Annotated in this window: 16 protein-coding genes; 6 read left to right on the top strand and 10 right to left on the bottom strand. The window is 48.9% G+C overall.

Features of this window, described 5'->3' with window-relative positions; genetic code table 11:
* The first annotated feature begins 134 nt into the window (after positions 1-134).
* Entirely contained in the window at positions 135-713 is a 579-nt protein-coding gene (locus tag BLR08_RS01880) for a TetR/AcrR family transcriptional regulator (RefSeq protein ID WP_072327880.1), read from the top strand.
* 51 nt (positions 714-764) lie between these two features.
* Here BLR08_RS01880 and ilvN read toward each other — a convergent pair whose 3' ends face one another.
* Together ilvN and ilvB are read right to left on the bottom strand one after the other, a co-directional pair.
* Complete coding sequence (gene ilvN / locus BLR08_RS01875) at positions 765-1,244, bottom strand: acetolactate synthase small subunit (protein WP_072327878.1); 480 nt, start codon at positions 1,242-1,244, stop codon at positions 765-767.
* A complete protein-coding gene (ilvB, locus tag BLR08_RS01870; RefSeq protein ID WP_072327876.1) occupies positions 1,207-3,000 on the bottom strand; it encodes a biosynthetic-type acetolactate synthase large subunit in 1,794 nt (597 codons plus the stop codon). The genes ilvN and ilvB overlap by 38 nt, the downstream gene beginning before the upstream one ends.
* A gap of 130 nt (positions 3,001-3,130) precedes the next feature.
* On the opposite strand from ilvB, the gene BLR08_RS01865 reads away from it, so the two are divergent.
* Positions 3,131-5,203, top strand: a complete 2,073-nt coding sequence (locus BLR08_RS01865) for a helix-turn-helix domain-containing protein (RefSeq protein ID WP_072327874.1) — start codon at positions 3,131-3,133, stop codon at positions 5,201-5,203.
* Positions 5,204-5,232: 29 nt separating this feature from the next.
* Here the strand turns inward: BLR08_RS01865 and BLR08_RS01860 are convergent, their stop codons facing one another.
* From BLR08_RS01860 to BLR08_RS01825, 8 genes are all read right to left on the bottom strand, one after another.
* Positions 5,233-5,655 (bottom strand): hypothetical protein, encoded by a 423-nt coding sequence (locus BLR08_RS01860; RefSeq protein WP_256257372.1) that lies wholly within the window; start codon positions 5,653-5,655, stop codon positions 5,233-5,235.
* Positions 5,645-6,118 carry a MerR family transcriptional regulator gene (locus BLR08_RS01855; protein ID WP_072327871.1) on the bottom strand — a complete coding sequence of 158 codons (474 nt, stop codon included), beginning with the start codon at positions 6,116-6,118 and terminating at the stop codon, positions 5,645-5,647. Before BLR08_RS01855 ends, BLR08_RS01860 begins: the two co-directional genes overlap by 11 nt.
* Positions 6,119-6,282: 164 nt before the next feature.
* A complete protein-coding gene (locus BLR08_RS01850; RefSeq protein ID WP_072327870.1) occupies positions 6,283-7,050 on the bottom strand; it encodes an ABC transporter permease in 768 nt (255 codons plus the stop codon).
* The gene (locus BLR08_RS01845) at positions 7,051-7,809 is read right to left on the bottom strand and encodes an ABC transporter ATP-binding protein (RefSeq protein ID WP_072327868.1); all 759 of its coding nucleotides are present in this window, start codon (positions 7,807-7,809) and stop codon (positions 7,051-7,053) included.
* A 15-nt stretch (positions 7,810-7,824) separates the two neighbouring features.
* Positions 7,825-8,175 carry a DUF1048 domain-containing protein gene (locus BLR08_RS01840; protein ID WP_072328351.1) on the bottom strand — a complete coding sequence of 117 codons (351 nt, stop codon included), beginning with the start codon at positions 8,173-8,175 and terminating at the stop codon, positions 7,825-7,827.
* A 32-nt stretch (positions 8,176-8,207) separates the two neighbouring features.
* Positions 8,208-8,555, bottom strand: coding sequence for a DUF1048 domain-containing protein (locus BLR08_RS01835; RefSeq protein ID WP_072327866.1), 348 nt, complete (start codon positions 8,553-8,555; stop codon positions 8,208-8,210).
* The gene (locus BLR08_RS01830; protein ID WP_218131556.1) at positions 8,552-8,878 is read right to left on the bottom strand and encodes a PadR family transcriptional regulator; all 327 of its coding nucleotides are present in this window, start codon (positions 8,876-8,878) and stop codon (positions 8,552-8,554) included. Before BLR08_RS01830 ends, BLR08_RS01835 begins: the two co-directional genes overlap by 4 nt.
* 216 nt (positions 8,879-9,094) lie before the next feature.
* On the bottom strand, positions 9,095-9,439 hold the full coding sequence (locus tag BLR08_RS01825; RefSeq protein ID WP_072327864.1) for a winged helix-turn-helix transcriptional regulator: 345 nt from the start codon (positions 9,437-9,439) through the stop codon (positions 9,095-9,097).
* Between the two features lie 167 nt (positions 9,440-9,606).
* Here BLR08_RS01825 and BLR08_RS01820 point away from each other — a divergent pair, with 167 nt between their 5' ends.
* From BLR08_RS01820 to BLR08_RS01805, 4 genes are all read left to right on the top strand, one after another.
* Positions 9,607-10,182, top strand: a complete 576-nt coding sequence (locus BLR08_RS01820; RefSeq protein ID WP_072327862.1) for an NAD(P)H oxidoreductase — start codon at positions 9,607-9,609, stop codon at positions 10,180-10,182.
* A 148-nt stretch (positions 10,183-10,330) separates the two neighbouring features.
* A complete protein-coding gene (locus tag BLR08_RS01815) occupies positions 10,331-11,023 on the top strand; it encodes a response regulator transcription factor (RefSeq protein WP_072327860.1) in 693 nt (230 codons plus the stop codon).
* 35 nt (positions 11,024-11,058) lie between these two features.
* Positions 11,059-12,177, top strand: a complete 1,119-nt coding sequence (locus BLR08_RS01810; protein WP_072327858.1) for a HAMP domain-containing sensor histidine kinase — start codon at positions 11,059-11,061, stop codon at positions 12,175-12,177.
* Between the two features lie 335 nt (positions 12,178-12,512).
* Positions 12,513-14,309 (top strand): FAD-dependent oxidoreductase, encoded by a 1,797-nt coding sequence (locus BLR08_RS01805; protein ID WP_256257370.1) that lies wholly within the window; start codon positions 12,513-12,515, stop codon positions 14,307-14,309.
* Positions 14,310-14,319 lie beyond the last annotated feature (10 nt).

The following is a 14,319-nucleotide window of genomic DNA, read 5'->3' as shown; positions in this document are numbered from 1 at the left end:
TGTACGTTTAGTTCATTAATTGATTATATCATATACTAAACGTTCAGTTTTGTAAATGGGCGGCATAACTTTTCCTTTCTGTTGGTTATTTTGTATAATGAACGTATAGTTTTTAACGTAAAGGGGAGATTCCGATGAATGCGAAAAGAGGGCGTCCGCGTAATGTTGAAACTCAGAAGTCCATCCTTTCTGCCTCCTATGAGTTATTGCTGGAAAATGGCTTTGGAGCAGTCACTGTAGAAAAAATTGCCGAGCGTGCCGGGGTTAGTAAAGCCACTATTTATAAGTGGTGGCCCAACAAAGCAGCCGTCGTGATGGACGGCTTCCTCTCCGCTGCCTCGGCAAGGCTGTCACTGCCCGACACGGGCTCGGTATTTAATGACATACTTGTTCATGCCACTGATTTAGCGCGGTTTTTGACTAGTCGCGAGGGTGAAATCATTAAGGAGCTGATCGGCGAAGGGCAATTCGATCCGGGACTGGCAGAAGCCTACCGGACAAGGTACTTTCATCCTCGCCGGGTCGAGGCCAAGCAGATTGTGGAACGGGGAGTTCAAAGAGGAGAGTTGAAGAAAAATCTCGATATCGAAGTAAGCATTGACCTTATCTACGGACCGATTTTTTATAAATTGCTAGTAATCGGTGATCATCTGGATGATGCTTATGTTAAACATATCGTGGAAAATGCTTTTGGAGGAATTCGCGCAGATTAAAGAGAAGGCTGTACAAATCCGCTATATCGGACTTGTACAGCTGAAATCAAGCTATCCCCGGTTCATGGCTGTTTCGCCCGTACGAGTTATCTCAACAATGCCGTACGGCTGCAGCAGCTGAAGAAAGGCATCGTTTTTTTCCGGATCACCCACGATTTGCACAACCATCGTACTTGGGCTTACATCGATAACGGAGCAGCGGAACGTTTCCGTCAGGCTTTGAATCTCCGAACGTCTGGAGGGCTCCATTTTGAGCTTTACCAGCATAAGTTCGCGGCTCACGACAGGTCTATCCTGCAGTTGGACGACTTGCAAGACATCGATCAATTTGTTTAACTGGCTGCTTATTTGTTGAAATTGTCCATCATCCCCACGGGCGGCCACGATCATACGGGACAGCCCTTCCTGTTCGCAGGTGCCGACGGTAATACTTTCAATGTTGTAGCTTCTCCGTGAAAATAAACCAGCCACTCTCTGAAGCACACCCGGCGTATCATTCACCAAAACCGACAGCAGTCTTCTTTGTTTCATCTGCTTCTCCTCCAATATCAGGTCCTAGAATAATATCCTGCAATCCCTTCCCCTGCGGGATCATCGGGTAGACAAGCTCGTCACGGGAAATGACAAAATCGATCAGCACAGGCCCCTTCGTCGTCAACGCTTCTTGCCACACACGCTCGGCTTCCGCCGGAGTTTCGGCCCTGAGACCCTTGACCCCATAAGCTTCGGCAAGCTTCACAAAATCCGGGCTGCCGGATAAATCGATATGGCTATATCGCCCTTCGTAAATCAGTTCCTGCCATTGGCGAATCATGCCAAGGGTTTGGTTGTTGAGAATGACGATTTTCACGGGAATATGGTGTATGGAGCAGATGGCAAGCTCCTGGGAACACATCTGTATTCCTCCGTCGCCATTTACAGAGATGACGGTAGTGTCGGGATTGCCGATCTGCGCTCCGATCGCTGAAGGAAAGCCGAAGCCCATCGTCCCCAATCCTCCTGATGTAATCAGGGAACGAGGCTTCCGAAACTGGTAATACTGCGCCGTCCACATTTGATGCTGCCCAACATCGGTTGTAATGATCGCTTCTCCCTTCGTCGTTCGAGAGATCATCTCAATGACATATTGAGGCTTCAGCTCTTTATCGGAGGACTTGAACCGGAGCCTGTAGTCCGTTTTTAATTTCCGAAGCGCGGCCGTCCATTCTTTTTTCTCCATATGACCGGAGGAAATACTGCGGTTCAGTTGTCCCAAGGCCACCCTGGCATCACCTGTTATGGGGATTGAGGGACGTACCAGCTTGCCGATTTCAGCCGCATCTATGTCGATATGCGCCACCTTGGCGTTCGGTGCAAAGCTGTCCAGCTTCATGGTGACCCGATCGTCAAAGCGGACTCCGACGGCGATTAGAAGATCGCATTGCAGCAGAGCCTGGTTCGCCGCGTAAGTGCCATGCATGCCGGGCATGCCCAGCCATAATTCATGATCCGCCGGTACGACTCCCAGACCAAGCAACGTGGTTGTCACCGGCGTTCCCGTGCGCTCTATAAAATCAAGCAGCTCCTCGCTGCCGTCAGCCTGAATGACGCCCCCGCCTGCTAGCAGCAACGGCTTCTTACTGTCCTTTAAAGCTGAAACAAGCCGCTCTATCGCGTCTTGATCGACCTTAGCCCGCGCTTCAAGCTCAGCCGTATAACCCGGCACAAAAGCTTGATCGGGCAATATGAATTCCGTAACGGCGGCACTTACGTCTTTAGGAATATCGATGAGAACGGGACCTTTACGTCCGGTTGAGGCAATATGAAACGCCTCTTTAATCGTTCGGGCAAGCTCGGAAGCATGCCGGACCAGGTAGCTGTGCTTAATTATCGGCTGAGTAATCCCGATGATATCAACCTCCTGAAACGAATCGGTTCCGATCAGGTCAGACGAGACATTTCCGGTTATGACGACAAGCGGCACAGAGTCCATATAGGCCGTTGCGATACCGGTTACCAGATTGGCAGCGCCAGGTCCGGACGTCGCCATGACAACTCCTGTTTTGCCTGTGGAGCGAGCGTATCCATCGGCAGCATGAATGGCCCCCTGCTCGTGGCGTGTCAGCAAATGATGGAAATCCGGATTGTCATGCATCGCATCATAAATATACAATACCGCTCCGCCAGGATAGCCGAAGACGCATTCAACGCCTTCCGCAAGCAAAGAACGCAGCAAAATCTCCGAACCTGAAAGTATTTCCCCTCTTCCTGGTAGAGGGGCAAGCGTTGTTTCCGATATGAATTTCATTTTTAATAACCTCCTTGTCTTCCCGTTCTTTAACGGTACTACAGGAAGAGCGGATTGAGGCTATCCTTTCGTTTACGTTGGAGGTATACTTTTAGATAAAAATGTTGAGGACAAGTGGGGGGACGCTGCTATGCGGCAAACGATCGGTCAGCGATTGAACAATCTGATGTTCGACCAGTTCGTCGGGCGTTCGTTTGAGACGGGGCTTTTTCAGCAGTTTGTCAATCATCTGTCTGATCGGACAGAACGGATTCTCAATGTGTTCGGCACGGCCGGCATCGGCAAAACGTATTTGCTGGCTCATTTTGCCTTGATAGCCGAAGAACTGAACGCCATTCCTATACAGGTTGATCTGCAGGAAATAAACGGTGATACCGCAGCGTTTGAGCGTGCTGTCCTGCATGGAATAGGCATGACCACGAACCATAACAACGAGGCGGCAGCCAATCAAAGTATTCTGGAGCTTAGCCGATTGACCGAGGACAAGAAGGTCGTGCTGCTGATTGACGGATACGAGGAAGCAGGCTCCCTCGACTACTGGATGCGTACCTTTTATTTTCCTCGCTTGCCCACGAATATTCTTATCGTTGTGGCAGGACGTTATCCGCTGGAGGGACTTTGGAGGTATTCGGCCTGGAAAAATCTGATCGTGCGGTTGCCGCTTTCTGCGCTAACCTACGAGGATATCCGGCAGTATTTGCTGAATGGGGGAGTTACCGATGAGGAGGCTATCGATGCGGTTTGGCTTCGCACGTTAGGCCATCCGATCGCTGTTTCCCTGCTTGCTCCCGCACCCGGAGAGCTGACGGAAACGCCGGATTTCTCTGCCTCAGCCGGGCAAGAGCCGATTGAAGCCATGCTGGACCGTTGGCTGCTGGACCGTTGGCTGCTGGAAGCGCCGGATGATGAGCTCCGGCGACTGTTATTGGCATCCTCCGCAGTACGAACCTTCCAGCAAGAGCTGCTGGAGGAGTTAATCGGGAAGCCGATCAGCCCCGGCGCCTTTGATCATTTGATCAAGCTCTCCTTCGTAAGCCGTTCGTCGGGCGGATGGCGGCTGCACGACATGGTTTGGGAAGCTATGCGCCGAACATTCCGTGAACGCATGCCGGAACAATTCGAACAGTATAACCGAATCGCAGTTGCCTTCGCCGAGAAAAAATTGGAAGACGGCATCGCACAAGGAAAGAACATTTCGAAAGAGCTTGCCGAGCTGCTTCATTATACCGGTAACCCGATCCTGAGGGCGCACTACCGCCATACGCATGCCTCGCCGAATTATCGCGAACCGCTAAATGAACAAAATTCGCAGGAACTTGAGACATATCTTATAGAACGGAAAAAACGCCCCCGGGCATGGCATGTCATCTGTTCCGACCCGGAATCGCAGGAGCTATACCGCTTCTCTTTTACGCCCGAAGAAAGCCTGCTCAGATTGGCGGCCGTGAACTGGCCCGATGTGCTCAGCATGTCAGACGGTAATCGGTCCGTTCAATTGCTGCGCAACGTCGCGGGACGTGTAATCGGCGTATTCACCGTCGTGGCCGTGAATTCGGAAACATGGGATTATCTGGCCTCCGCCGCGGTTTCAAGGGCGTTGTTCCAGTCGATCTCTGAGGATCAGCAGCGGCAGTTGTCTGCGGCTGCGGCGCAGGGCAAGGCCTGGTACTTACTGAGCGTGGATGTAGAGGATCTGGAAAATGACCAAACCCGCTCGGACATCGTCGCTCATCTATTCGAATATGTGTTGGCGGGCAATCTGATCGTCACTTCACCTCCTCCGCTCGACTATTACGACCAGGCGATGTCGGGATTCGGCTTCAAAAAAATTCAAGGTGCGGATCATAATGACTACGGGTTGCCGAAACCGGCATCCACCTATTGGCTGGATACGCGGAACGACAATCTAAGAGCCTATGTGAAGCGAATGATCGGAACGGAGAGGGATGACGCCAAGCAGCTTCCGCTGCCGCAAAAAGCCCAGCCGATTGATCTGACGATCCCTCGGCATGAGCTGACGAAGCGAGAAAACGATGTGGCTCAGCTTCTATTGGCAGGATGCACGAATAGAGAGATTGCTGCCTCTCTTTATATCAGTGAGGCAGCGGTTAAGAAGCATGTGAATGCTATGCTGGCAAAGTTCGGCCTGAAAAACCGGACGCAGCTGGCAGCAGCCTTGCTGGGCGGCGAGGCGAAAATGTAGCTTCCAACTTTGATCCTAAGACATTGCCGTTACTGCAGCTGCTGACGACCGGACTGTCTTTTCTTCCATGTGCCCAGTGTGATCAAAGCGACATAGATGACTATGGCAATCGAATCTATAAACGTATTCGCAAGTGAAGCGGCGTCAAGCCATGCCGTTACGCCAAGTATAACCAACAGGCGGACGATCAGGATCGCCGCGATCATCCATGCGGCAAGCCAGGTCCTTGATCGCTCACTTTGGAATGACATAAAAATAAATGCGATGCCGAAGACTAGATTTTCCGCTGTGATAATGTGCCAAACATACGTGAATATCGTCTGTGTTTCCATGGATATCGTCTTCATGTTAAGGGCCGGCAGCACAGCGGATTGCCCATTCCAAGCATGTGTGGCGGCAAACAGCATCGCAAGAACGCCTGCAATCAGATAATAAAAATTTCTAATCTTCATGCTCAGAACAGCCCTCCCTGGAAATTGCCGGTTCATTATTTCGAATATCCTGATAAAGCTCACGGACGAATTCTGCCAACCGTTGGTCGCTTTCGTTATTAAAGTCTTTTAACGTTTCAGCCGCTAAGCTTAGCAGCCGACTGACCTTTTCCAGACGGTCAATCTTCTTGCGTGTTTCTGCGTTTTTGGCATCGATGAACGCCGCAACTTCTTCGCAGTAAGCAGGATCGATATTTTCCGATCTTGGGAAACTGAATTTCCCCCTGATTTCGTCAAGGGAAAAATCCGCATACTGCATAATCTGAATATTCATCAAGTTTATGAGATCGTTCTTCGAATACCTGCGGTACCCATTGTCTTCCCGGAACGGGGAGACGACCCCAATCCGGTCATAATACCGAAGCGTATCCTTGGACATCCCCAGCAACTGCGAAACCTCTTGTATAGAATATTGTTTTTCCATGAATTCAGAATAGCATTTGAGTTGACTTCAATGTCAAGGCGTTTTTTGATTTTTTATACAGTGCCCGAGCGTCAGAAAACCCATAGGGGTTACTACAAATTTGAGCCACACCACTACACGGCTACCAACGCGCCCTAAAGGGCTACCTTTCCCCGGAGGGAGCCTCAGACCCGCTTTTTATACGCCCTCATCGCAAACATATAAGCTACGAGCATGACCCCGACACACCACGCGAGAGCGATCCAAATGTCGTTTCCCACGGGTTGGCCGGCCAGCAGCGCACGGATGGATTCAACGATCGACGTGACCGGTTGGTTTTCGGCAAAAACGCGTACGACAGACGGCATCGTTTCGGTCGGCACAAACGCTGAACTGATAAACGGCAGGAAGATCAGCGGATAAGAAAACGCGCTTGCGCCCTCCACCGATTTTGCGGTCAGTCCGGGAATCACGGCGATCCAGGTTAAAGCGAGCGTAAACAACACGAGTATGCCGGCTACGGCAAGCCAAGACAGTATCCCCGCCGATGAGCGAAAGCCCATAAGGAGCGCTACGAGAATGATGACGACAAGCGAAATGACATTGGATACGACCGAGGTCAGCACATGCCCCCACAGCACGGCGGAACGCGCAATCGGCATGGAGTGGAACCGCTCAATGATGCCCCGCTGCTTATCCAGAAACAGCCGGTAAGCCGTGTAAGCTATACCGCTTGCAATCGCGATCAGCAGAATACCGGGCAACAGATAGTTCACATAGTTATCTGTGCCTGTCTGGATAGAGCCGCCAAACACATACACGAACAGCAGCATCATGGCAATCGGAGTCATGCAAACGGTGATGATGGTATCCATGCTTCGCAATATATGTCGGATGGAACGTCCAAGCATAACGCTCATGTCGCTGAAAAAATGACTTTTTACAGTTTCCATTTATACGGCCTCCTTTTTCCCGATGATTGCGAGGAAGATCTCCTCCAAGGTCGGTTGTTTCTCCACATATTCCATTTTTGCAGGCGGGAACAGTTTTCTCAGTTCCTCCAGCGTGCCATTGGCAATAATCCTGCCCTCATGCAAAATGGCAATGCGATCGGCCAGCTGCTCTGCCTCTTCCAAATACTGCGTAGTCAGAAATACCGTCGTGCCGCCGTCGGCAAGCTCCTTGACAATTCTCCACGTCTCCATGCGTGCCTCGGGGTCAAGCCCGGTGGTGGGCTCGTCGAGGAAGATAAGCTGCGGTTTTCCTATAAGACTCATGGCGATGTCAAGCCTGCGGCGCATCCCGCCCGAATACGTGGACGCCTTGCGGTCGGCGGCGTCAGTTAAACCGAATCGTTTCAATAAATCGTCCGCAATTTGACGAGGATGATGAAGATGCCGCAGCCTGGCAATCATGATCAGATTTTCCCGCCCGGTCAACATCTCATCCACCGCGGCAAACTGCCCCGTCAGACTAATCGATTGTCTCACCTGGTCGGGCTTTGCCGCAACGTCGAAGCCGTTGACGGCAGCGGTTCCGCTTTCCTGTTTGAGCAGCGTGGCGAGGATTCTGATGATCGTCGTCTTGCCGGCGCCGTTGGAGCCAAGCAGAGAGAAAATCTCCCCCCGCCTCACTTCAAAATCGACGCCCTTCAGGACTTCCTTGTCCTTGTATGACTTTCGCAGACCTTTCACTTGAATGGCTTTCTCCATCCCGGTATCCTCCTTTTACTTGGTTTTATCCATAGCCTTTTTCATGGCCTTGTTAACTTCTTCATCAACAGACTCCTGATAGATGTCAATGTAGGTTTTAGAATCTGTGATCAGACCGTCGCAGAAGGCCGCTACGTCCCGGCCCGTCACTTCGAGCACGCCTTTCCCCGAGGCAGCGCCCTCTTCAAAAAGATCGATTATTCCCGACAGCACCCCCGTCCCCTCGGTCAGCTCAACCGGGCAAACCTTAAAGAGATATTTTTGAATCTCTTTATAAACAATCTGATAATCTTGAGGAAGCGCTTTGACACGAGCCATGTGCGCTCTCCACTCTTTTTTGCCTTCGATGATATCTTGGAATTTCATTTTGATATCCTGGATTCTCATTTTTTATCCTCCTATTTGCCTAATTTTTTAGCGATAGTCGTATTGAGCTGCTGGCGCCACTTGTCACGTAAAGACTTTGCCCCTTCTTCGCTGGCCAGCGCTGAACAGAAGCCTTTGATATCATCGCCCAAAACCTCTTGGACACTCTGGCCGTCCGCCGCCGTTTCTTCGAGCAGCCCGAGGACACCGTCAAGAATTGGCATGAGGTTGCGTCCGGTAAAATCTGAATGCGACCAAAGATTGACTTTGATTTTTTCCCATGCCGCTTGATAATCAGCCGGCAGTTTTTGGGCTCGCACCTCGAAAGCTTTCATCGCTTTAGTCATGTCGCTGCCTGTGATTTTTTCCCAAAAATTCATGATTTCCACTCCTTCAATTCGTTAATTTTTGATGAAACGAACTCCCACTTCTCCCAAAATCTCCGCAGCTCCTCACGTCCCGCATCATTGAGCGTAAAAAACTTTCGCGGCGGCCCCATGTCGGAGGGCTTTTTGGTCGTTTCTACTAGCTTACTTTTTTCAAGCCGGATCAGAATGGTGTACACCGTTCCCTCAACAACATCCGTGAAGCCGAAGGCGTTCAACCGCCGTGTAATTTCATAGCCATACGTTTCTTCGCGGCTAATAATTTCAAGCACGCAGCCCTCGAGCACACCTTTGAGCATTTCCGTCAGGTCTTCCAATACAATCACCCTTTACTATTCTGTATAACAGGTATGCAGTATTACTAACTACCACTATAAAGTAACACAGAGTAGCTGATTAATCAACACCCTTTGCTCGGAAAATAACGATTTATTTCATTGCTCCGCCAAACAAAAAGAAAACACGCCGGAAGCTGGCGTGCCGCATCTGTGCGTTTGGTGGAGCCTGGGGGAATCGAAGCCTTGCCCTAAAGCTCATTCCGCTTCCTTGCTTTTACGGGCTCTGATATAATATTCGCCCCACTCGCCCAATTGATCTAATATGAGCTTCAAGGATTTCCCTAATTCACTCAATTCGTAGACAACTTTCGGAGGCACTTGATTATATACGGTCCGGGTGATGATGCCGTCTTCCTCCAACTCCCGAAGCTGCTGAGTTAAAATTTTTTGGGATATATCGGGGATTTCCTTTCTGAATTCGCTCGATCTCATGGGGCCGCAGTTTAAATAACATAAAATCAACAGCTTCCACTTCCCGCCAATGACCTCCAATGTCGCTTCGGCAGGGATATTATGGACTTGGGTCGTTTGCTCCTTCATTGGTCACAGTCCTTTAACACATGTAATAGTTACCTCTCAGTACCTATAGCACTCTTTGGTTCTATAAGAACAAAAAAGTGCGTTCTTTCCATGTTTTTTATTATACGGCATAATTCAATTTGTACCATATGCGGTTGTTAAAAATGTAGAATGGAAGGTGATATGACGTGAAAGTACTGACCGTTGTCTCACACCCAAGGGTGAATTCCTTAACCTTTTCTGTTGCAGACCGATTCACGCAAGGGCTCCTAAACGGAGGCCATGAAACGGAAGTGCTGGATCTGCACCGCAGCGGATTTAATCCTGTGCTTGGGGAAGCGGATGAGCCGGATTGGTCATCTGATCATAAGCGGTATTCGCCTGAAGTTGAGACAGAAATGGAACGCATGAAGAAACACGAGGCTCTCGCCTATATTTTCCCGGTTTGGTGGTACAGTTTACCGGCTATGCTCAAAGGATATATTGACCGGGTTTGGAACAATGGTTTTGCATACGGTTCAAATAAACTGCCTCATAAACAAGTACTTTGGCTTGGCCTAGCGGCAGATTCGAAGGAAGACATGGCGAAGCGACAATACGAGAACATGATGAACCAGCAGCTGAATGTCGCAATAGCCAGTTACTGCGGAATTTTGAATAGCAGAGTTGAAATTTTGTATAACACCTTGGATCCAAACCCGGAAACTCGGGAGAAGCTGCTGGCTCAAGCTTACGAGCTAGGGCGAAATTACTCCGTATCCTGATATCTGATAATCGAAGGGTATGGCTGGGATAATGGGCCCATTGTTCAAACAAAATAAAAGGGCCGCCATCACAGCGGCTTGCTTTTCGCGTTATTCATGTATGATAATGGCATGAGCGCTTAAATTTCAGATAAAGGAAGACGATTTTATGTTTGGAGCCACTATACTACTGGTTGATGACGAGAAGGAAATCACCAATCTTCTGGAAATTTATTTAAAAAATGAAGGATTTCATGTATGTACGGCAAGTGACGGAATCGAGGCATTGGACATTTTGCAAACGAATACGGTCGACTTAATCATCCTTGATGTCATGATGCCGCGAATGGACGGGATTCAAGCTTGTATGAAAATCCGCGAGGAAAAGCAAATGCCGATTATCATGCTTTCCGCTAAAGGCCAAGAGATCGATAAAATTACGGGATTAAGCATTGGAGCGGACGACTATGTGGTTAAACCATTCAGTCCTCTGGAAATTGTTGCCCGGGTCAAATCGCAGCTTCGCCGATTCAAGCAGTTCCATGCGAATCAAGCAAAGGATGATAGCGAGCTTGTGATCGATGATCTCCTTATAAATTTGAAGACGCACAAAGTGTTTGTCGGTCACAACCAGGTTAAGCTGACGCCGCGTGAATTCGCTATTTTGCAGGTGCTTGCCCAACACCGCGGCAGCGTGCTAAGTATGGAGCAAATCTACGAATCCGTGTGGAACGAGCCATTCTACGAATCTAATAATACAGTTATGGTTCATATTCGTAAAATTCGGGAAAAGCTCGAAAAAGATCCAAGCGCCCCTCAGTACATCAAAACCGTATGGGGAATAGGCTACACAATTGAGTAGTCTGCAATATCATAAGTACGGATTGGAGATTGGACGTGAAAATAAAATTCATCAATACGATGCGCTGGAAATTTATATTGCTGTTCCTGCTCAGCATTGCACTAACTGCCATCACCGAATATATCGGTTATCGTCTATGCTTGAAGCTTGTTTTTGTATGGCCGTTCTCTACGCCGATGCGCTGGGTCGTCAATCATATTGGCTCCACGCCGATCATGATTATTTCCGGCTGTGTGCTTTTTCTTGTCTATTTTTTTGTGCTCAGCAGTAAAGTTTTTTCGTATTTGGAGGAGATCACGCGGGGGCTGCAAGAGATATCTCAAGGCAATTTATCATATGAAATTACGACCAAATCCTCGGACGAATTGGGGGTCTTGGCGGAACATTTTAATCATATGACCCAACAACTGCGGAAGTCGATTGAAGAAGAGCGAAATGCCGAAAAAACTAAAAACGAACTGATCACAGGGGTATCCCATGATCTGCGCACTCCGCTCACCTCGATTCTCGGTTACTTGGAGCTGATTGAGACCGATCGTTATAAAGATGAGGTGGAGCTAAGGTATTATATAAACATCGCCTATGAAAAAACGAAAATCTTAAAAAAGCTGATCGATCACCTCTTCGAGTATACGTCGCTAAGCGGGCAAGGCATTCAGTTTCAAATGAAAAAAGTAAACATTCTGGGCTTCCTGAAGCAATTGGCGGAGGAATTTACTCCCCAGTTAAAAAAAGCAAACATGGCATGCCGATTGTCTGCCCCGAACGATAGCTTGTATGTGCTTGCTGACGGCCACCAATTAATGCGCGCGTACGAAAACATGATTTCCAACGCGATTCGTTACGGAAGCACCGGCAAATATATCGATATCCGCATCAGCAAAGTTGACGACGAGGCTGTCGTGGAAATCGTCAACTATGGCGACCCTATTCCCGAGCGCGATATACCATATATTTTCGAACGATTTTATCGAACCGACAAATCAAGATCTTCACAAACCGGCGGAACCGGGCTTGGGCTAGCGATCTCGAAAAGCATTATCGAGATCCATGGCGGTTTGATTTCGGTGCGGAGCAGCCGCAAGGAAACGGCCTTTGCAACCAGACTTCCCCTATATGAGAATATATCTCCCGGATCACAGGAAGACCGATAATCGGTCTTTTTTTGTGTTTGCGGCATTTCTTAATTTTTATTAAGAATCTATTAAGCGACCGCTAAGCGCCTGCATAAAGAACATTAACATTTATCGTTTATACTGGGACGACGGCAGAGATTAATGAAGTACCAATCCTGCTGTGTACAAAAATCATATAGGCAGAGGTGTTCATATTGTTCAAAAAAAGAGTTCGGTTTATAGCGGGAGCGATATTCATAGTATTGCTTGGACTGGGGATAGGATGGTATATGAACTCATCGAAAAACGGCGACGGAGGAGTTCTTGTCTCGCCGACAGAGAATGTGAAGCGCGAGCCCCAGGTTGTACAATCCGTGGACAAGTTGAAAGAAAGCTATGACGTAGTTGTCGTCGGTACAGACCCCGAGGGAATTGCAGCAGCAGTCTCCGCGGCGCGCAACGGGCTGCAGACACTGCTGATCGACAGCCGGAACCGTGCGGTCCTGGGCGGACTGATGACGGTCGGTTGGTTGAACAGCATCGACATGAATTGGGATAAAACATCCGCGAAGCTGCCGGGACAAGAGCAGGATTATTATAACAAAGGAATTTTCACGGAATGGTACAACAAAACGGAAGGCCATTCCTTTGATGTGACGACGGGAGCCAATGCTTTTTACGAATTGGTTAAAGCCGAGAAGCATATTGATCTGTATATGACAGCTTCCTCCATAGAACCGATTGTCCAAAAGGATGGGGCTAACGTAGGAGTCCAAGGCCTCACTGTCGGCTTACCGGACGGAACGAAGCAAAAAGTGCAAGCAAAAGCCGTTATTGACGCTACTCAAGACGCCGATGTGGCAGCCGCTTCCGGAGCCTCGTTTACAATCGGGCGTGAGGATCTGGGTGATGCAGCCTCCCGGATGGCCGTCACCGCGGTATTCCGTTTAAATAATATCGACGATAAGGCCTGGAGTTTGATCGCCAAACGGTTAAATGGAGACGGGGACAGCAATACCGGTGTCAGTAAAATGTCCGCATGGGGCTACGGTAAAGAAATGAAGGAATACGAACCGCTTAACAAAGAGCGCGTGAAAATGCGCGGTCTCAACATTGGAAGGCAGCTAGACGGGACGATTCTGATCAACGCCTTGCAGATCTTCGGAATTGACGGCTTGAATCCTCAATCCGTCAAAGAAGGAATGGATATTGCAAACAAAGAAATCCCGCATGTCATTAATTTCTTGAAAAAATTCGAGGAATTCAAAAACGTTGAACTCAGTGGAATTGCTCCTGAATTATATGTTCGCGAGACACGCCATCTGAATGGCTTATATCGTTTAACTGTCATCGATTTACTGGAGAACCGGGATCAGTGGGATCGCATCGCCTTCGGATCTTACCCTGCGGATATTCAACGAATTTCCCCAAATGACAACGGGTCTGTCGTCGTGGATCCGTTGAAATATGCGGTGCCGTTCCGTAGTATCGTTCCGAACAATGTGGACGGGATTCTCGTCGTGGGAAGATCGGCCAGCTACGATACGCTCGCACATGGCAGCGCACGTGTCATTCCGGTCGGTATGGCTGAGGGTCAAGCAGCCGGTGCTGCCGCCAAGTTAGCTATCAAAAATGGAATTACTTTTCGAGCAATGGCAGAATCGAAAACGCTGATTGCCGAGCTCCAGAAGTCGCTTAACGATCAAGGCATGGACCTCAAGCCCTATACGGCCGAAAAGATGAGCTTTATGAAGCATAACCAATATGAGGGTCTGAAAGCCGCTGTATACATGGGGCTGGCTGTAGGCTCGTATCATAACGAGGCGTTTAAACTGGACAACCCTTCCAATATGCAGCGTATTGTGAATGAACTGAATATCATAAAGAAAAAATATAAACCATTTTTTGAAGGAAACCCTTCTGAAGCTCTAAAAAATGTGAATGAACCAGCGAAGCAAGCGTTGACCTTGCAGCAAGCGAGCTATACGATTGCCTTAGGCATAGGGCTTCAGACGACCCCGGAAAACGCACAGACCGAATTATTAAGCAAGGGATTTGTTAACAAATCGACCGTTGCACTCATAGCCAACCCTAATAAATTGACGGATGGAGATGTCTTCATGATGCTCAAGGATACCGTCGAAAAATTAACCGGTTTTCGTTTTAATTGAATCTTTATAC

This window comes from Paenibacillus sp. cl123, from assembly GCF_900101595.1.
Lineage (GTDB): Bacteria > Bacillota > Bacilli > Paenibacillales > NBRC-103111 > Paenibacillus_G.
Note: the sequence above shows the minus strand (reverse complement) of the source record. Positions and strands in the feature narration are given on the sequence as shown.